This window comes from Enhydrobacter sp. (genome assembly GCA_025808875.1).
Taxonomy (GTDB): domain Bacteria; phylum Pseudomonadota; class Alphaproteobacteria; order Reyranellales; family Reyranellaceae; genus Reyranella.
In genome coordinates this window covers 809,920-827,954 of the sequence record CP075528.1, presented here as the reverse complement: position 1 = coordinate 827,954, position 18,035 = coordinate 809,920, and the positions used below count along the sequence as shown (strand labels likewise).

23 protein-coding genes are annotated in these 18,035 nt (G+C 68.3%); 12 read left to right on the top strand and 11 right to left on the bottom strand.

What is annotated here, in order from left to right:
- Positions 1–3 precede the first annotated feature (3 nt).
- The 3 genes from KIT25_04095 to KIT25_04085 all read right to left on the bottom strand — a co-directional run bounded on the left by KIT25_04095 (position 4) and on the right by KIT25_04085 (position 1,407).
- Positions 4–438: a hypothetical protein gene (locus tag KIT25_04095; protein ID UYN96137.1), complete on the bottom strand. Its 435-nt coding sequence runs from the start codon at positions 436–438 to the stop codon at positions 4–6.
- A gap of 106 nt (positions 439–544) precedes the next feature.
- Positions 545–907, bottom strand: a complete 363-nt coding sequence (locus tag KIT25_04090; protein UYN96136.1) for a PRC-barrel domain-containing protein — start codon at positions 905–907, stop codon at positions 545–547.
- 47 nt (positions 908–954) lie between these two features.
- Complete coding sequence (locus KIT25_04085; protein ID UYN96135.1) at positions 955–1,407, bottom strand: DNA-binding protein; 453 nt, start codon at positions 1,405–1,407, stop codon at positions 955–957.
- Between the two features lie 173 nt (positions 1,408–1,580).
- Here KIT25_04085 and KIT25_04080 point away from each other — a divergent pair, with 173 nt between their 5' ends.
- Entirely contained in the window at positions 1,581–2,021 is a 441-nt protein-coding gene (locus KIT25_04080) for a hypothetical protein (protein UYN96134.1), read from the top strand.
- On the opposite strand, the gene KIT25_04075 is transcribed toward KIT25_04080, so the two are convergent.
- From KIT25_04075 to KIT25_04065, 3 genes are all read right to left on the bottom strand, one after another.
- A complete protein-coding gene (locus KIT25_04075) occupies positions 2,022–2,261 on the bottom strand; it encodes a hypothetical protein (protein UYN96133.1) in 240 nt (79 codons plus the stop codon).
- A 118-nt stretch (positions 2,262–2,379) separates the two neighbouring features.
- On the bottom strand, positions 2,380–5,025 hold the full coding sequence (locus KIT25_04070; protein ID UYN96132.1) for a PAS domain S-box protein: 2,646 nt from the start codon (positions 5,023–5,025) through the stop codon (positions 2,380–2,382).
- A 124-nt stretch (positions 5,026–5,149) separates the two neighbouring features.
- Positions 5,150–8,338, bottom strand: coding sequence for a PAS domain S-box protein (locus tag KIT25_04065; GenBank protein UYN96131.1), 3,189 nt, complete (start codon positions 8,336–8,338; stop codon positions 5,150–5,152).
- A gap of 892 nt (positions 8,339–9,230) precedes the next feature.
- Here KIT25_04065 and KIT25_04060 point away from each other — a divergent pair.
- From KIT25_04060 to KIT25_04030, 7 genes are all read left to right on the top strand, one after another.
- A complete protein-coding gene (locus KIT25_04060; protein UYN96130.1) occupies positions 9,231–9,482 on the top strand; it encodes a hypothetical protein in 252 nt (83 codons plus the stop codon).
- Between the two features lie 201 nt (positions 9,483–9,683).
- A complete protein-coding gene (locus KIT25_04055; GenBank protein UYN96129.1) occupies positions 9,684–9,821 on the top strand; it encodes a hypothetical protein in 138 nt (45 codons plus the stop codon).
- Between the two features lie 30 nt (positions 9,822–9,851).
- Positions 9,852–10,094, top strand: a complete 243-nt coding sequence (locus KIT25_04050; protein UYN96128.1) for a hypothetical protein — start codon at positions 9,852–9,854, stop codon at positions 10,092–10,094.
- A 168-nt stretch (positions 10,095–10,262) separates the two neighbouring features.
- A complete protein-coding gene (locus KIT25_04045; protein ID UYN96127.1) occupies positions 10,263–10,652 on the top strand; it encodes a hypothetical protein in 390 nt (129 codons plus the stop codon).
- A gap of 4 nt (positions 10,653–10,656) precedes the next feature.
- Entirely contained in the window at positions 10,657–10,977 is a 321-nt protein-coding gene (locus KIT25_04040; GenBank protein ID UYN96126.1) for a hypothetical protein, read from the top strand.
- A gap of 28 nt (positions 10,978–11,005) precedes the next feature.
- The gene (locus tag KIT25_04035) at positions 11,006–11,863 is read left to right on the top strand and encodes a TauD/TfdA family dioxygenase (protein UYN96125.1); all 858 of its coding nucleotides are present in this window, start codon (positions 11,006–11,008) and stop codon (positions 11,861–11,863) included.
- A gap of 101 nt (positions 11,864–11,964) precedes the next feature.
- Complete coding sequence (locus tag KIT25_04030) at positions 11,965–12,372, top strand: hypothetical protein (GenBank protein UYN96124.1); 408 nt, start codon at positions 11,965–11,967, stop codon at positions 12,370–12,372.
- A 4-nt stretch (positions 12,373–12,376) separates the two neighbouring features.
- Here KIT25_04030 and KIT25_04025 read toward each other — a convergent pair whose 3' ends face one another.
- Positions 12,377–12,811: a nuclear transport factor 2 family protein gene (locus KIT25_04025; GenBank protein UYN96123.1), complete on the bottom strand. Its 435-nt coding sequence runs from the start codon at positions 12,809–12,811 to the stop codon at positions 12,377–12,379.
- A 92-nt stretch (positions 12,812–12,903) separates the two neighbouring features.
- Between KIT25_04025 and KIT25_04020 the strand changes: the two genes are divergently transcribed.
- Positions 12,904–14,073, top strand: coding sequence for a hypothetical protein (locus tag KIT25_04020; GenBank protein UYN96122.1), 1,170 nt, complete (start codon positions 12,904–12,906; stop codon positions 14,071–14,073).
- Here KIT25_04020 and KIT25_04015 read toward each other — a convergent pair.
- Positions 14,060–14,350 (bottom strand): hypothetical protein, encoded by a 291-nt coding sequence (locus KIT25_04015; GenBank protein UYN96121.1) that lies wholly within the window; start codon positions 14,348–14,350, stop codon positions 14,060–14,062. The two genes, KIT25_04020 and KIT25_04015, sit on opposite strands and share 14 nt — an antisense overlap.
- A 187-nt stretch (positions 14,351–14,537) precedes the next feature.
- On the opposite strand from KIT25_04015, the gene KIT25_04010 reads away from it, so the two are divergent.
- Positions 14,538–14,750 carry a hypothetical protein gene (locus KIT25_04010; GenBank protein ID UYN96120.1) on the top strand — a complete coding sequence of 71 codons (213 nt, stop codon included), beginning with the start codon at positions 14,538–14,540 and terminating at the stop codon, positions 14,748–14,750.
- Here the strand turns inward: KIT25_04010 and KIT25_04005 are convergent.
- Positions 14,747–15,634, bottom strand: coding sequence for a Ku protein (locus KIT25_04005; GenBank protein ID UYN96119.1), 888 nt, complete (start codon positions 15,632–15,634; stop codon positions 14,747–14,749). The genes KIT25_04010 and KIT25_04005 overlap by 4 nt on opposite strands.
- Positions 15,635–15,798: 164 nt before the next feature.
- On the opposite strand from KIT25_04005, the gene KIT25_04000 reads away from it, so the two are divergent.
- Positions 15,799–16,179 (top strand): hypothetical protein, encoded by a 381-nt coding sequence (locus tag KIT25_04000; GenBank protein UYN96118.1) that lies wholly within the window; start codon positions 15,799–15,801, stop codon positions 16,177–16,179.
- 70 nt (positions 16,180–16,249) lie between these two features.
- On the opposite strand, the gene KIT25_03995 is transcribed toward KIT25_04000, so the two are convergent.
- Complete coding sequence (locus KIT25_03995) at positions 16,250–16,717, bottom strand: PRC-barrel domain-containing protein (GenBank protein UYN96117.1); 468 nt, start codon at positions 16,715–16,717, stop codon at positions 16,250–16,252.
- Positions 16,718–16,867: 150 nt separating this feature from the next.
- Between KIT25_03995 and KIT25_03990 the strand changes: the two genes are divergently transcribed.
- Positions 16,868–17,143 (top strand): hypothetical protein, encoded by a 276-nt coding sequence (locus KIT25_03990; GenBank protein UYN96116.1) that lies wholly within the window; start codon positions 16,868–16,870, stop codon positions 17,141–17,143.
- A gap of 31 nt (positions 17,144–17,174) precedes the next feature.
- Here the strand turns inward: KIT25_03990 and KIT25_03985 are convergent, their stop codons facing one another.
- On the bottom strand, positions 17,175–17,921 hold the full coding sequence (locus tag KIT25_03985; GenBank protein ID UYN96115.1) for a hypothetical protein: 747 nt from the start codon (positions 17,919–17,921) through the stop codon (positions 17,175–17,177).
- Positions 17,922–18,035: the final 114 nt, after the last annotated feature.

Below are 18,035 nucleotides of genomic sequence, written 5' to 3'. Positions count from 1 at the left end.
GTTTTACTTGAGCGAGCGGGAGGCGACCGCGGTGCCGGCGCCGATCGTGCTCTCGGGATCGACGTACTTCAGCGCCACCGTCAGACGGCCGCCCTGGACGGCGATGACATGGCGCGAACCCGCCGAGAAGGTCGGCCCACCACCGACGGCCGAGACATCGACGACCTGGTAATCGGTGCCCTTCCACGACACCGTGCGGCCGGGCGCGGGCGCGATGCCCCGCTCGAAGCCGAGTTCGCTCGATTCCACCCGGGCATCGACGCCGAGGATGACGGCCGGAGCCGCCTTCTTGGCGACGGCCGGCGCGGCGATCGGCGGAGTATTCGGGGGCGGGAAGCGCTCACCTTGGCGGGGCGAGGAATCGGCAAGCACCGTTCCGGCCGCCAGCAGCAAACAGCCACCCGCGGCCACTCCCCAAAAGCGGCTCCCCAAAGTCATGGGGAGAACCTTTATCAGCCGGCCTGCAGAAACACCAGCCCCAAATGTGGACAAATCCCGTGGTCCCGGACCAGCCGCGAGGCCGGTCCAGGCCGCCCAATCGGAGTCACGCCCAGTAGCTGGGCACGTTGTAGTAGCGATCGACGGTCCGGCCGTAGTCGGGGGTCCACAGGAAGTCGTCGTCGTAGCTCGGTGCGCCCTCGAGCATCTTCTTGTCGAGGTCGACGACGAAGCCCTCCTTCGAGCGATCGTAGGTCAGCGCCGACCAGGGCAGCGGCCAGTGCTTGTCGCCGATGCCGAGGAATCCGCCGAACGACATGACGGCATAGCAGGCGCGACCGCTCACCTTGTCCATCATGATGTCCTCGACGTGGCCGAGCTTGTCGCCGGCGCGATTGTAGACGTTGGTGCCGTTCACCTTCTCGGCAGCGATCAGCGATCCGTCGGTGATCTTGGTTTCGTCGACCATGGGCTCTCCCTTCGGTTTGAGATGCCGGATCAACGACACTGCCGGGCTCAACGTTGCCCGGCGTCGAGATCGATGAGCGCGATGCCGAGTTCAGGCCGCCCGATGCGCCGCAGATGGGCCGGCGTCTCGGTGATTGTCACCTCGAGCGTCGGCTGCACGATGCCTTCGAGAAAGTGCCCGCCACGGGTCGTGCCGTCGGCCAGGCCGAGAACGGCGTGTAGATGCACGCTCGGCTTACCGTCGTCGCCCGCGGCGATGTCGCCCAGCAGACTGAGGGCCTCGCACTGCTCGTCGACCCGGGTCGGTCGATAGCCCCGCGTCCGAAGATCGAACCAGCCGACGACGGCGCGCTCGAAGGCACCGAGTGCGACGATCGACGCTCCGGTGAGACCACAGTCGGCGGCAAAGCGCGTGAGAACGGCGAACGCCTCCTCGCCTGGGTCGAGCACCACGACATGGACGCGCTGGCCGGCAGCCGCCCAGGCAAGCTTGGATTTCATGGCCGGCAACCTCCGTTCGCGACCGCACCCCCGGCCGACAACGGCGCAAGGCGCGTCAGGCTGCCTCGGCGAGCGGCGATCAGCCGGCGAGATATGCACGAATGAGGAAAGATAGTGGCAGCGACCCCAACTCGATCGGCGTACACAAACTGTGAAATCGAAGGATTAGTACCGTGTTCAACCTCGCTTTCGACCGTCGCACCCGACTTATGCTGGTGCGGTTCGGTGGGGCCCTGAGCCTCGACGATCTTGCCCGACTCGACGAACGAGGTCCCCGTCTGGCCGCGCTGCTGGCGCCGGCCGGCGTGATCCACGACTTCACGGCGATCGAACGCCTCGACGTGACTGCGGCGCAGATGGCGACGCGTGCCCAGCAGCAGCAATTCTGTTCGCGACTGCCTCGCGCGGTCGTCGCGCCGCAGCCCGCGATCTTCGGCCTGATGCGCCTCTACGGCACCTACCAGTCGGCGGCCGGTCACACCGCGCCGGTGATGGCGCGCACGATGGACGAGGCGGCGGCGATACTCGGCCTGCCGCCACCCGCCTTCACGACGATCGCCAATTCCTGGACGCCGGTCGACGAGCGCCGTGTCGCGGTGGCATCGGCCGCCTAGCTAGCGGCCGCTGACCGGCATGATCGCGCCCCGATAGACGGGCGGCGTCGGCGGGGGCTCGTAGCTCGCGACAGGACGCGTCGTCTGCGAGATGCGCAGGACGTTGCCGACCGTATCGGTCAGCAGGAGCGCGGCGCCAAACCAGACGGCGATCGTCAGGATCGTGCGCAACCCGAGCGGAGGGCGGCGCGGAGCGTCGTCGCGACCGTCCGTGCCGGTATTGGCGGGGAAGAACTGCATGGCGCGGAGATAGGCTCGGCGATGCGCCATCGCACGTTGCAACACCTCCAGAGCGGAGCAGTCATGCCCCCAACAGGCGCGATCCACTCCAAAGCGGAGCGACCCGAGCCGGCGCCCGCTATGCCATCGCCGGCAGCACGATCTCGAAGCAGGCACCGCGGGCATCGCGGTTGCGGGCGGTGATCGTCCCGCCCATCTCCTCGACGATGCGCCGGCAGATGCGCAGGCCGAAACCGGTGCCCTTGCCGCGCTCCTTGGTCGTGACGAAGTCGACGAACAGGCGCGGCAGGACGTCGGCGGCAATGCCTCGGCCGTCGTCGTCGATGGCGATGGCGACGAAGCGGTGCGGGCCCTCGCCGGCGACCGCCGACACCGAGACGTCGATCGAGCGGGCGCCGGCGTCGCGTGCATTGTTGATCAGGTTGACCAGTACCTGCTCAAGCTTGCCGAAATGGCCCATGACAAGCGAGGGCGCGTCGGCCCGCGTCAGGCTTACCTGGGCGCCCTGGCGCAGCAGGGGAACCGCCATCAGTTCGATGGCGGCGCGCACCGCCTCGACGGCCTCGAACGGTCGCTCGGACTCCTCGCTGCCGGTGCCGCGCACGAAGGCCCGCAGTTCACCGACGATACGGCTGGCGCGATCGATCTGCTGGCCGATGCGCTCGAGTTTGGCGCGCAGGAACCCCGGCGTCGGAACCGTGCCGCGCAGCTCGGCAGCGTCGATCTCGTCCTTGGCCGACTCGCACGCGAGGTTGATGACCTGCAGCGGCTGGTTGATCTCGTGCGCCATGGTCGCCGCCATCTCGCCCACCGTGCTCAGCCGCTCGACGGCGAACAGCGCCTGCTCGGCCTCGCGGCGCTCGGTGTCGTCCACGCCCAGGAAGACGATGTTGCTGACCAGGCCGTGCGCATCGACCACCGGCGTGGCGGTGACCGAAACCAGGCGCAGCCGGCCCTGCGGATCCCGGATCTGGTTGCTGTAATGGGCAGGCGCGACCGGCCGGCCGTGACGCGGCGCGGCCAACCAGTCGTCGAGCACCTTCGGGTCGAGCCGGCAGTCGACCACCTTCTTCAGATGTCGGCCTATGGCGTCGGCCTCGCCGAGTCCGGTCATCGCCGTGAAGCCACTGTTGACCATGACCACGTTGAGTTCTCGATCGACCATCAGGATCTGCGCGCCGCTCGATTCGACGATCGACCTGAGGCGCGCCATCTCGTCCTCGAGCCGGCGCGCCATGCGGACGCGCTCCTCGACGTCGCGCACCACGCCGACGACCAGCGAGCGGCCATCCGGCCCGGGTGTCTTGCGAAAGCGCGTCTCGACGTGCTTGGTCTCGCCGGCCGGCGTACGGATGCGGTACTGCAGCTGTTCGACGCGCGGGGTATTGCCCTGCAGCGCCGCCTTGGTTGCGCTCATCACGTATTCGACGTCGTCGGCGTGGATCTGGTCGAAGGTCCGCGTGCCGACGATCTCTGCCGGCGGCATGCCCATGACCTCCGCCGTGGCGGCGCTGGCGAAGGTGATGACGGCGCTCTTTGCATCGGCCTTGAACACCGCGTCGCTCACGGAATCGACCAGCGACTGGTAGTCGTTGCGCGCCGCCTCGGCTTCCGCCATCTGGCGCTGCAGCCGTTCGGCCAGATCCACCCGCTCGGTGACGTCGTGGATGATGCCGACAAGGGCCACATCCGTGCCTTCGTCCCCGGCCGGCTTGCGCGAGCGGATCTCGACGTGGCGCTCGGCGCCGTTGGCACGGCGCAGCCGCAGATGGACCTGGCGCACGCCGACGTCCTGCGACTGGAACTGCGCACGCGCCTCGGCAAGGGCGCGCTCGACGTCGGCGGCGTCGACGAATTCGCGCAGCTTGCGGCCGACGATGCGGTCGGCCGGCATGCCGAGCAGTTCATGCACCGCCGCGCTGGCGAAGGTCAGAACGCCGTTGCGGTCGACGGTGTAGACCGTGTCCGACAGCGAATCGACGAGGCGCCGATAGCGCGTCCGCTCGCGGTCGACCATGTCGCGCGCCTGCTGGGCGCTCAACCACAGCCGGTGATGGTCGACCGAGGCGCGGCCGACCAGCAGGATGAGCACCAATCCCGCGCCGACGAAGCCGGTGGTGCTGAGCGTGAGGACGAACAGCGCCCTGCCATAGTCGTCGATCAGCTTTCCGACCATGCTGTCGGCGTCCTGCGCCACCCCGACGGCGAGGGCGTTGATGTCGTCGCGAATGGCCAGCAGCTCGCGCACCGTGGCGGGATCGAGCAGACGCCGCGGTGGGTCGAGGGCCTCGATATCGGGCGTCAGCCGGGCGAACAGGGCTTGCGGATCGGCGCAGGCCTTCTGCAGCCGCTCGCGTTGCGGCACCGGGCCGGCGGCCGTGCGGCAGACCGACATCATCGATTGCTGGAACTGCTGCCACACTTCGAGCACCGGCGCCGCCTCGCCGGCCGGCACCGGCACGCGGCCCGACGACATGCCGAAGATTGTGCGCATCAGCAGCCGATTGGTGTTGTCGAGGGCCAGGATCTCGGCGGCCTGCCGACGCTTGCGATCGAGGTCGGTGTGGTGCAACGACAGCGCGATGTCGGCGAAGGAGACGATGCACGACAACAGGCCGACCACGCCGGCCGCGGTCGCCAGCGCGACGCCGCGGACGCCGAGCGCCAGCCGGACCTGGCTCGGAAACGAGCGCACGAGGTCCGCGAGCTGGGCGAGTTTGGAGACCGCTGCAGGACCCGACACGCGCGACGGGACGGTCGACATTCAGGCTTTCCCCCGCTCGTTTACCGAGCGGGACGGATTGTGACCGACAACCGCACGGGCTTCACCTGCAAATGCACCCCGGTCGCGGCGGCGCAAGAGCGAGCTGCCCACGCCCGGCCTCCTCCTAGGCAGCCGGCAGCAGCACATCGAAGCGCGCACCGCCCTCGGCACGATTCGCGGCGGCAATGGTGCCGCCCATTTCCTCGACGATGCGCCGGCAGATGCGCAGGCCGAGGCCGGTACCCTTGCCCTTGGCCTTGGTGGTGACGAAGGACACGAACAGGCGCGACAGGATCTCGGGGTCGATGCCGTGACCGCTGTCCTCGACGGAGATACGCACGCACCGCCTGCCGTCGCGCTCGACGGTCGCCGCCGCGATGTCGATGGCGCGACCGCCGGCATCGCGCGCGTTGTTGATCAGGTTGACCAGGACCTGCTCGAGGCGGCTCGATTCGCCGGCCACCCGCGGCAGGTCGTCGGCGACCCGCACGCGCAGCTCGGCGCCCGCCTGCCGCACGCCGTAGCCGGTCAGCCCGACCGCCGTTTCGATCGAGCGCCGCGGATCGAACACGCCGACATTCTCGGGCGTGTTGGTGCCGCGCACGAAGGCCCTGAGGTCGCCGATGACCCGGCTGGCGTTCTCGACCTGGCGCGCGATACGATCGAGCCGCGCGCGCAAGAAGGCGATATCCGGCCCCTTCTGCTCGTCCGCCGGATGATCGAGCTCGTCGGTCGCCGAGGCACTGGCGATGTTGATCACCTGGAGCGGCTGGCTGAGCTCGTGCGCCATCGTGGCCGCCATTTCGCCGACCGTCGCAAACCGTTCGACGTCGTGCAGCGCGTTCTCCGCCTCGCGCCTGCCGGTGTCGTCGACACCGAGAAGGACGACGTGGCTCAACTCGCCGTCCGGGGTCGTGACCGGCCGTGTCGTCAGGGCGATCAGCCGCGAACCCATCTTGACGGCAAGCTGCAGCGGCCTGTCGAACGCGGCGTCGGCCGGACACGCCAGCACCTCGTACAGCGGCCGGCCGAGCGCGTCGGAGGCGGCGAGGCCGGTGATGGCGCTGAAGCCCGAATTGACCATCGTCACGTTGAGGTCGCGGTCGGCCAGCACGATCAGGGCGCCAGTCGATTCCACGATCGATCGCAGCCGCGCCGTTTCCCCGGCCAGGCGCCGTTCGAGCTCGACCCGATCGGTGACGTCGCGGACCACGCCGCTCACGATCGTGGTCTCCGTATTCTGGTGCGTCTTGCGCATGCGCACTTCGAGATGACGCACGCCGCCGTCGGCATGACGCACTCGCGTCATGAGGTGCTGCGGCTTGCCGTCGGCGGCGCGCAGCAGGGCTCGCGCGGTGTCGTTCATCGCCCCGAAATCCTCGGTCACGATGTAGTCCAACACCCGTCGACCGATCATCTGCGAGGCCGGAACGCCCAGCAGGTCGGCGGCGGCCGCGCTGGCGAAGGTGAAGACGCCCTTGTAGATGTCGACTTCGACGATCATGTCCGACAGTGAATCGACCAGCGTCTGATACTCGGCGCGTGCGCGCTCCAGCGCCGTCACCTGCTCGGCGATGCGCCGCTCCATGCGCACGGCCTCCTCGACGTCGCGCATCACGCCGGAAACGATCAGCTGCCCGGCCTCGTCGAGGCTGCGCCGATAGCGAATCTCGACATGGCGCCACTCGTCGCCCGCCGCCCGCACGCGGAAGCGCACCTCGATCAGCCTGCCGGTGTTCCTGAACTCGCGGGCGATGCCGTCGCGCAGCATCTGCTGGTGCTCGGGATCGACACGTTCGACGAAGTCGGAGCCGACGATGTGCTCGATCGGCATGCCGAAGAACTGCGCTGCGGCGGCGTTGACGAAGGTGATGCGGCTCGTCGCGGCGTCGATCTTGTAGACGATATCGCCGAGCGAATCGACGAGCGAACGGTACTCGGCCCGGGCGTGCTGGAGCTCCGCGAGCTGCTGCTCGATCTGCTGCTCCAGCCGGAAGCGGTCGCCGATGTCGCGGATCACGCCGCTGCTGATGATCGCACCGTTCTCGTCGACATGGCGGCGCGACCGCACCTCGACAGGCAGGACCTCGCCGCTTCCGGTCAGCATCGAGAACTGGCCGAGGGTGCCCTTGTCGTTCGGATCGTAGGCGCGCGTCGTCGACCGCTGCACACGCTCGCGCGATTCGGCGGCGACGAACTCGAGGAAGTGGCGCCCCACCATGCTCTCCGGTGCCACCCCGAACATCTCGCGGGCGGACGCGCTCACGAAGGTGAAGCGGCCCGTCTGGATGTCGATCTTGTAGGTCACGTCGGCCAGCGAATCGACCAGCCGCGCGTAGTCCGCGCGCGCTCGTTCGACCTCGGTGACGTCGACCCTGAGGCCGACCGTCAGGCCGCTCGGCGTCCTGCTTTCCGACCAGTCGAACCAGCGTCCGTCCACAGCCTGGCGCGTACGCTGGTGACGTTTGCTGTTGAAGCGCTCGATCCACTCATCGACGGGCTGGGGACCGTGTCCCGCCGCCTCGAGGCGGCGCGCGGTGTCGCGGGCCATCTCCTCGTAGCTGCGGCCGATCGCGCCGGGTTCGCTCAGGGCCGGTGTGATCGAGGCGGCGACGCTGTTGAACATCATGAGCCGATCGGTGGGGTCGTAGACGACGACGCCCGCCGGCAGGGCGTCCATCGTCTCGCGCAAGAGCTCGGCAGCCTGGCGCGCCTTGAGCGATTGCTCATGGTGCTGCACCGACGCCCTGCCGACAAGCAGGACGAGGATGACGGCGGCGCAGACGAATCCCGCCGTGCTCACGACCAGGATGACGAGCGCCTGGCGGTAGCCGTCCGCCATGTGATGGATGTGATCGTCGGCATCGCGCATGGAACGGGTAGCCAGCGCGTTGATCGCTTCGCGCACCGACACCAGCTCCGACAGCAGCGGATCGGAGATAACCGGCCGGCCCTCCCGGGCGAGGCGCTCGAGCGCGGGCACCACGTCCGCAGCCAGCCTGTCGTGCCGTGAGCAGATCTCGTCGAGGCTCCCCGCCGCGGCCGGCGCGGCCTCGGCGAGCGTACAAGCGCGATCGATCGACGCCCGGAAATCCGACCACAGGGCGGCCATCGACGGCGAGCCGACACTCTCGACGGGCGAAGCGACCAGAGCGCGCACGAACGCTCCGGTCGTGCGATCCACTTCGAGTATCTCCGTCGCGATCCGGTGTCTGCGATCGGCTCCGGCGTGGTCGATCGATGTGGCCACGGCGACGATCGACAGGATCGCCGAGGCGAGACCGACGCACAGCGCACCCGCCGCCCACGCCACGCCCCGCATCCCGAGCGCCAACCGAACCCGGTTCGAAATCGATCGGATCCTCGAGCGGATCGACCTGCGCCGCAAAACAGTCGACTGCGGCGCGGGCTTTGCGCCGTCCGAAATCGTCATGGTCAAACCGAAGCGGCCGTGGATTATTTGCATTGATAGTGCCAAACCCGGCGCACTTGGGCAGGGACAATCACGTCCAATCCGGAGAGAACGAGCTTCCAAATTTGCCCACAGGAGGCGGATCGGGAGTGCAACCTTTTTGCCACACCCGGCGTTGGTTCCGCAGGCGCTTGGTGACCAATCCGTGAGGTGCAACCGTGACCGTTTCCGCCAGCACGGCTCTGCTTGTCCGGCAGGAGACGGCGTTGTTGCGCCAATTGGGTGAGGTGCGGCGGACGATTTCGATTCGCCAGGCCGCAGAGAGGCTGGCCCGGTCGGGCCGGCGCCCGATGGCCGCCCAGCCTGTGTCTCCTCCAGCCACGCCCACCTGGCGCAACGGGACGCCCACCGGCCACGCGGACGCCGCCGATTGAGATCGCGCCGGCCTTGATCCATCTCAAGGCGCTCAACGAAATTCCATTCATTTTGAATGGATGTTGAAGGCCCGACGTCCGTTCGTTCACTGACAAGACGTATGCGCGTCTTCCTGTTCTGTTGTCCCACGACAGGTCTGATGGTGCAGGGCGCCACTCACCAGGAGATCGAACCGGGCGAGAATCACTATGTGGCGCAACATTGCCTTGCCTGCGCGCGTGTCCACATCGTCAATCCCATGACGGGCAAGTTGCTTTCCGAGAGCGGCCCGACGGCCGGGAGCGAGCGATAGTTGCCCTGCGCCGTACCGATTGAATGTGCCGACGGAGTGCCTAACATCGAGCGGGGAGACCCGACGATGAAGCGCCTGCATCCGACAATCGCGATCCTGGCCGCCTGCATGGGCGCCGCCTGCAGTGAACCCGAGAGCGACCTGCCCAAGCCGGGCGAGGTGCCGATGTCGCGGCCTCCCTCGGCTCCCAACCCGGGCACTTACACCGGGCTGACGACGCGCGACAACCGCCGCCCGCCGCCGAGCGGACTCAATGCCGATCCCGCGAATCCGAGCGGGGCGCCGGGCACCTACATCGGCCCCAACATCACGCGCTGAAACCGCCGCTGCCGCGCGGCGGCAACCCTTCCCGCCGTCGACGAGTTGACTCCGCATATCGGTGTCCCTCTCGCCGGAAGGAAGCAACGTGATCCCGATCGACCTCGCGCGGTCGCCGGGCCCGGCGACGAGCGCCGGCCTCGCCGCCGCAGTGCAGTGATAGCCCCGCTCACTGACCGCAACTCCCGTCGGGTTTCCCGCATGCGCCACGATCTCGACATCGACATCGATCCCTGGCAGCGGCGCGACGGCGAGGACTCGTGCCGTCCCCGCGTCATGCGCCTGGCTGCCTGCATGCTGGTTGGCCTGACCGCCGTCGCCATGTTCACCGCCCTCTGATCCCGACGCCCGATCCACGGAGACGCCACGATGACCGACATCGCCAACCTCGCCGAACGGCAGATGATTCGCGAACGCCGGCGGTCGTATCACTCGTTCGAGTACCTCGTGCTGTTCGCCACGCTGCACGTCACGCTCACCATCGCGAGCATCGCCCTCGCGTTTGTCGGCGACGCGCGAATCCTCGCGCTTCTATTGTGGGTCGGCGGCTCCGTCGCGATGATCGCCGCGTTCGTCTTCCGCTGGTCCAGATCGACACACGACGGGGAGTGAGCCGTCGGCGAAATGGAAATGTTTCTTCCGAGTCGCTGAACGAAGCTTTGCTTTCACCGCACACTGGGTTGCGCTAAGGATCGAAGCATCGGTTTTCGACGGTGACTGAAGAAGAAGATGCCAGCTCTCACGATGCAACGAACGTTTCACCTGCGGCTGGCGTGAAGAATGTTCACCCTGTGGTTCGAACGTCGGCAACGAGTGCTGCTGGTGCGGATCAGCGGAGTCATGAGCTCGCAGGACTTCGAGACGCACGATCGCAACGTGCTCACCTTCCTGGCGCGCGAAGGCGCGGTGCGTGGGCTCTACGACTTCTCCGCGGTCGATGCCGTCGCCGTGCCTATCAGCAAGGTCATGCAACGCGGCCAGGCGCCGTCGATCATCGCCGACCGCGTCATCGTGGCGCCGCGCGCCGCGGGGGAGGAATTCGCCCGCACCATTCGCGACCAGCAGCGGCTGGCGGGGCATCGCGAGCCGATCATCGTGCCGACGCTCGGCGAGGCCTATGCCCTGCTCGACCTCGACAATCCGCTGTTCGAGCCCATCGACATCCATTGATCGCATGACCCGATCGGCGTGTCTTTCCGTCGTGCTGGCGACGCTCGTCGGCCTGGCCGCCCCATCGGCGGGCGAGGCGCAAGCGCCCCTGCAGCCCGGCCCGATCGGCAACAGCACGGGCATCGGCAGCGGCATCGGTCCCGGTGCCGGCGCGGGCAGCACCGGTCCGATCTATCCCCACCAGACTCGCGATCCGCAGCTGCCGCCGGCCGTGCCGCCGGGTGGCCAGCCGGCCGACCCGCCGCCGCCCTATCCGTCCATTCGCGAAACCTCGCCCTATCTGCAGCCGCGCGCGCCTTACGATTCCTCGACGCCGCGCAAGTGATATAGTCGGCTCTCCGGGGAGGAACGACATGGCCCAGGCTTTCGACGTTCGACCGCTCGACGCCACCTTCGGCGCGATCGTCACCGGCTTTCGCATCGCCGACCTCGACGACGCCCTGTGGCGCGACCTCTATGCCGCCTGGCTCGACCGCGCGCTGCTCGTCTTTCCCGGCCAGCATCTGTCGCGCGACCAACAGATCGCCTTCGCCCGCCGTTTCGGGCCTCTCGAGTTCGAGATGGCCGCCCTCAGCAACGTCAAGTCCGACGGCACGCTGCGCCTGGAAAAGGACAACGACGACATGATGAAGGTGCTGAAGGGCAACATGGGCTGGCATGCCGACAGCACCTACATGCCGGTTCAGGCCAAGGGCGCGGTGTTCAGCGCCGAAGTCGTGCCGAGTGCCGGCGGACAGACCGGTTGGGCCGACATGCGGGCCGCCTACGACGCGCTCGACGACGACCTGAAGGACAAGCTGGGCGGTCTGTCGGCCCATCACTCGCTGCACTACAGCCAGTCGAAGCTCGGCCACGACGCCAGGGCCGGCGACGGCCAGTACAGCGGCTACGGCTTCCATGACGGGCCGGTCCCGTTGCGCCCGCTGGTGAAGACCCATCCCGAGACCGGCCGTAAATCGTTGCTGATCGGCCGTCACGCCCACAACGTTCCCGGCCTCAGTCGCGAGGCGTCCGACCGCCTGCTGGAGGAGCTCGTCGCCTTCGCCTGCCGGCCGCCGCGCATCTACCATCACACCTGGTCGCCGGGCGACGTCGTGGTGTGGGACAATCGCTGCCTGTTGCACCAGGCGACGCCCTGGGACATGACCCAGCCGCGCGTCATGTGGCACAGTCGCATCGCCGGCGACCCGGCGAGCGAGGCGGCCGTGTAACCCACGGCGCAACCCTAGGGCGCAGCGCGCAAACGATTAACACAATCCGACCGATTGCCGCGCCGCGGCGGCGGACGCATATTGGCGGGCGAGTTGATGCCATGCCGATCTACGTCACCGTCTACCATCTCGATCGTATGATCGTCGGCAAGACCGAGGGTGAGGTCAAGCTCGGCGATCTCGACGGCTATTTCGACGCCGTCATCAAGGCGCGCGCCATCGGCTATCGAAAGATCTTCGACGCGACCGGCGGCACCTCGGCGCTGACGGCGGCGGACGTCGACGCCTTCCGCAAGCGCATGCAGTCCTTCGTCGCGCGCGGCAACGGCCGGGTCGGACCATTCGCCGTGGTCGCCGGGCCGCAGCGCCACGAAAGGCTGGCCGACATCTGCCGCACCGTCGCCAGCGCCGATCGGCCGATGCGCATCTTCAGCGACATCTTCGCCGCCCGCCAATGGCTCGCGGCACAGGACGACGCGGCGGCCGCCGACAGCTCGACGGCCGCCTGAAGCGTCAGCCGGGGCGGCGCCCGGCGCGTCCGGCCACCGCGGCGAAAAAGGGATGGTCACAGAAGATGTAGTTCTCGACGACGAGGCCGTCGTCGCGCACGCGCACGCGATCGCATCCCAGCGCCTCGAAGCGGCCGTCGGGGCCGGTGCCGGCGGCCACCCAGCGCACGAAGCTGAGGTTGCCCGAGACGGCATGATCGGGCACCGACAGCGACAGATCGGGCACCGTGCGCAGCAAGGCCTCGATGATTCCGGTGTAGGCGGCGATGCCCTCGACCTTGCCGATCGGGCGCGGCCAGTAACCGACGATGTCGGGGGCGAGGATCGCATCGATTCCCTCGAGGTGGTCGAGCGACGGCCTGGCCCAGAAGCGCTTGAAGGTGTCGACGGTCCAGCCGCGGAGCGGAGCGCGCGGGGACGGGGCAGTGACTGACGACATGGCTTGCTCCTTCGATTGCCTGCAGGCAGAGCTAGCCCCATCGCGCCCGTCGATCGACTACCCGGCGGGTAATGAGGAGGGATGCGCCGGTCATGTCCTATTCGCTGTCGGGTGACGGGCTGTTTGCCGACGTTCTTCGCTACGAGGGTTTCGGCGTCCACCGCTTCGGTTCGCCCGGCGCGGACGCGGCATTGGGCTGGATCGCCGACGAACTCGGCAAAGCCGGGTTCGCCGTCGAGCGACAGGCGTTCAGCGTCGCCCGCCAGTACGAGTGCGTGTCCGCGGCGTTGCGCGTCAGCGGACGCGACCTCGCCGTCGTGCCGCAGTGGTGGCCGCCGCCCGCGCAGGCGAGCTTTCGCCTCACCGCGCCGATCGTGCCGGCCGGGCCCGCCACGGGATGCTTCGTGCGCCTCACCCTGCCCTACGATCGCGGCGCCTATCTCACGGCGGGCCATCGCCTGGCCCTCGAGGAAGCCTTCGCGCGCGATCCCGCCGCCCTGCTGCTCGACATCGACCATCCGAGCGGCGAGATATTCACCTACAACGTCGACCAGTCGATGCCGCCGTGGCCTTGCCCGGTCGTGCTGGCGGCTCCGCGCGACCGGACCACGCTCGATGCCTGCGCCGGCGACGTCACCCTGGCGATCGACGGCCGCTATCGCGAGAGCGTGCCGGGCCACAACGTCGTCGGCCGCCTCGACCGTGGCACGGGGCGATGGTTCGTCGTGTCGACGCCGGTGACGAGCTGGTTCACCAGCACCTGCGAACGCGGACCCGGCATCGCGGGGTTCCTCGCCACGGCGCGACTGGCGGCGGCGCGCTTCGCCGACGTCGACCTCCTGTTCGTCGCCACCGCCGGGCACGAGATCGGGCATGGCGGCATGCAGCATTTCCTGCGCGCCGCGGCACCGGCGCCGGACTCGACCGTGGTGTGGGCGCATTTCGGCGCCACGCTCGCCAGCCACGATATGCTGCTGCGGGTCGTCGCCCGCTCGGCCCCGCTCGAGGCATTGACCGATCGGACCTTTGCCGCAGTCGACGGAACGCGCCTCGGCGGCCGCGAGGCGGCGGTCGGCGAGATCCGCGACGTGCAGGGTGCGGGCTACCCCGCCTTCTTCGGCATGGCCGCCGTGCATCGCCTGTTCCACACGCCGGCCGACAGCGCGTCCGGCACGAGCGCCGAGCTGCTGCTGCCGGTCGTGCGGGCCTATGTCGAGACGCTGGAGGCGCTGCGGCCCGGCCGGGCTCTCAGCGGAACTTGACGTTGCCGTCGGTGTCGACCTGAACGGCGATCTCCTCGTCGCCCTTCATGCCGCGGCCCTCCCAGGTGCCGTCGGGATGGCGCGCGAGATTGTTGACCTTGCGCACGCCGGCGGCGCGCAGCTTCGCCTTGATGATGATCTCCTCGGCGCTCTGGTTGGTCGGCTCGGGGCTCGTACGCGGCACGTCGGACTTCGCGCCCGGCAACGGCTCTTCCGCCCATGCCGCCGGCCCGATCCCCAGCGCCGCCAGCAGGACGACGATAAGCAGTCGATGCATCGGCAACTCCTGACGCTGTCGTTTCCTGCCTTGCAGAACGCCGCGCATCGCGAGTTGTTGCCGGTTCCGTCCGCGGAATCTCCGCGTTGCCCCTGCAACTTGATCCGCGCTGGATCATGCAATCTTCACCATTCAATCCTTGCCACCGCGTTCCCGACGCGCTTCGATACCGGGTGTGGAGGGGAGCATGGAACGCGGACTGGTTGTGCCGCTCAGCATCAACGAGCAGACGGTCTTGCGTCGCGTCGGCAACGGCATCTCGAAGCCCAAGCACCTGCGGACGCCGTCGCTGCAGCGCCTGAAAATGCTTGCGCTCGTCGAGGAACGCGAGGGCCGCATCCGCCTCACCGCGCTGGGCCGGCGTCGTTTCGAGGACATGATACCGCCGCGCACGAGCTAGGCCGCCCGGCGGCGGCCGCCCGACGCCTTGCGGCGCGACGTCGAACGCCGCCCCCTTGACCGCGACGACTTCGCGGCGACGAAGCGCTCGGCCCGCTCGCGCTTGGCCCCGCTGCCCTTCAGGCTCTGGCGCAGGGCGGCCATCAGGTCGACCACCTTGTCCTCCGTTTCGTCAGGCATGGTCGGCCGCACCGGCTTGCCCTTCTTCTTGCGCTCGATGACCTCGCGCAGCGCATCCTCGTAGCGGTCGTTGAAGTGCGAGGGATCGAAGTCGCCCTTCTGCTGCTCGATGATCTTTTCGGCGATCTCGAGCATGCGCCGATCGGCCTTGGGCAGATCGGCGTGCGGGATCGCCTTCTCCCCGCGCACCTCGTCGTGCATGCGCAACGTGGTCAGCAGCAGCGCCTCGCCGCGCGGCTCGAGCGCGCACAATCGTTCGCGCGTGCTCATCACCAGGCGGCCGATCGCCACCATCTGCGAGCGCTCCATGGCGGCGCGGATCACGGCGAAGGCCTCGATGCCGGTCTTTCCAGCCGGCACCAGGAAATACGGCTCGTCCCAGTAGAGTCGGTCGATCGAGGCGACAGGCACGAACTCCTCGATATCGATCACCCGCGTCGATTCGAGCTTCACCGCCTCGAAATCGTCCTTGTCGAGCAGCACGTAGCGGTCCTTGGCGACGGCGAAACCCTTGACCAGTTCGCGCCGCTCGACGTCTTCGCCGGTGCCGGCATCGACCAGTCGCTGGCGCACGCGGTTGTTGGTCCTGGGGTTGATGAGATTGAAGTGCAGGTCGCCCTTCGGGTCGGTTGCCTTGTAGAGCGCCACGGGACAGGTCACGAGCGAAAGCCGGAGATGTCCCTCCCATGTCGGTCGCACGGCCATGTCGAACCTCCTCCTCGAACGTCCTGCCTGTCGGCGGAGTCAACTTCCGGCGCGCCCCGTCGTTGCAGCGTGTCTCAGGGCACGACCGGCAGTGGTCGACGTCACGCGTCGGCCCCAAGCTCTGGCGTGGCGGTCGCCTCCCCCGATCTGCTACGGTTCCGCCCATGCCGGTCCACTGGACGATCTCCCATCCCAACCGCCTGGTGGTGGCCGTCGCCAAGGACGACGTCACCGTGGCGGACATCGAGCAGTATTTCGCCGGGGTGACGGCCGACGGCGGCATGGCCTATCGCAAGATCTTCGAGATCACCCATACCCCGACGGCGCTCAACGAGCAGAACCTGCGGGCGCTGGGACAACGCGTCATGTTCTACGCCCAGCACGGCCAGGTCGGACCGGTCGCCATCGTCGCGGCATCGGACGAGAGCTACGCACAGGCGCAGCTCTTCGCCTCGGCATCGGCCGGCCTCAGGCGCCCTCTCATGATTTTCCGCGAGATGCACGTCGCGCGGCGCTGGCTCGACGAGCAGCCGCTGCCGACCTGACCGGCGGGCAACGAGAAAGGCGGACGCCGCGGCGCCCGCCTTCACGTCATCCCATGCCGTTCGGGGGCCGTCAGCCGCCGCCGGCGGGGCGATTGGTGATCGGTGCGGCCGGCGGAGGTGCCGGCTTGCGACGCTCGGTCTTGTTGTAGTCGGGCATGGCCTGCAGCTCTTCCTTGCCGAGCCTGGTGGTGACGACGAGGGAATCGTCGTCGCGATCGAACTTGAGATCCTCCCACTTCACCGCGACGCCTTTGGCGCCGACGCCGAGGAAGCCGCCTACCGACACGACCGCAGCCTTGATCGTGCCGTCCTTGTCGACATAGACGTCGTCGATCGTGCCGATCGTGTCGCGCGCGTCGTTGCGCACCCGGGCGCCGATGATTGCGTTGCCCGACATCTGGCCGCTGGCATTGAAGTCGCCGGTCGAGACGGTGCGTTCGGCCGGCGCGGTCTGCGTCGCCTGCTGCTGCTGCGGTTGAGCGTACGCGGTCGCGGCGCCGGCCGTCAGCAGAGCGGCGAGGACGAGATGCTTGTACATGGCCTCTCCTTCGCTGGTAGTAGCCCTGCATCAACGGGCGCGCGGGCAGTGGGGTGCCGTGATTTTCCTGTGGCCGCCGCAACGGTGCTCTCGCCGCTGCGTTGTGAGTGCGCAGCCGCAACTTCGACGCAACTTCGAAAGGATATGCAGATGACGGATGCCGGCGTCCGCCTGAGCCGTCAGGAAATCCTTTTGTTGCGCGCGTTGGCCGAAGGCCGCCAGGTAGCCCTCGCCTCGCCCCATCGCCTGCGCTTCGAACTGCTCGGCCTGGTCCATGACGGCACTCGCGGCCTCCGGTTGACGCCACTCGGGTTGCGCTGCTCCCGCCAGGTGACGGCGGAAGACGATCCCGGGCCCGCCCAGCCGCCGCTGCAGCGCGACCGCCTCGGCCGCCGCAAGGCGAATCGGCGCCTCTCGCCCTTCTGAAGTCCGCCCCCTCGAAGTCGGGCGCCTCGAGTCAGGCGTGCGGGCGCGGGCGGCTGCGCGCGCTCCACAGCAGGATGCAGCCCGCGAGGATCGTCGCGGTCAGGATGGTGCTCGACCCCAGGCCGGCCGGCGCGAATGCGACCGTGACGAGATAGCTTGCGGCGACGCCGCCGAACGCGCGCAGCAGCAGGACGATGAGCCAGTAGAGCAGCAACCGGTTGATCGCTGGCCATCGACTGAGCCAGAGCAGCGCCACGAAGCCGACCGCGAACGCCGCCAGCGACGGCACCATGCCGATGCGATGCTCGCCGACTTCCGCACCGAGCACCCCCAGGAAGCTGGCGAAGAACATGGTGATCCAGTAGGCGGTATCCGACATCGGCCGCGCCTCGCCGCGCCGCGACATTATCAGGGTTTCGACCAGCATCGACGCGCTCGAGCGCGCCGTCACGAACGTCGCCACGAGGAGCACGGCGACGCTGGCGATGAGTTCGAGGCGACGCAGGCCGAGACTGTCCGTCGAAAGATCCGCCAGGCGACTCGCGGCAGCCTGGAGGATGACGATGGCCGCCCAGTACCACAGATGCGTGTTCGACCGGTCGTACCGTTCGACCAGGAGCACCGCGAACAACAACCCGGCCAGCAGCACGATGCGCCCCGGCGACGCCAGAGCCAGGTGCATCGTGAGCATGTCGCTCAGATTGGCACCGAAAATCGTGGCAACGGCGAACGTCACCCAATAGCCGAGGCCTATGGAGGGGACGTGGTGGTCCTGCATCCTGCCCGACGATATCCCAGGTCGCGCCCGGTGCGCCATTTGCATGTTGCAACAGTTGCATCAGACCGCGCCCTTCGACGCTTGTCCGGAGGGCTTGTCCGACGGACCGACGTG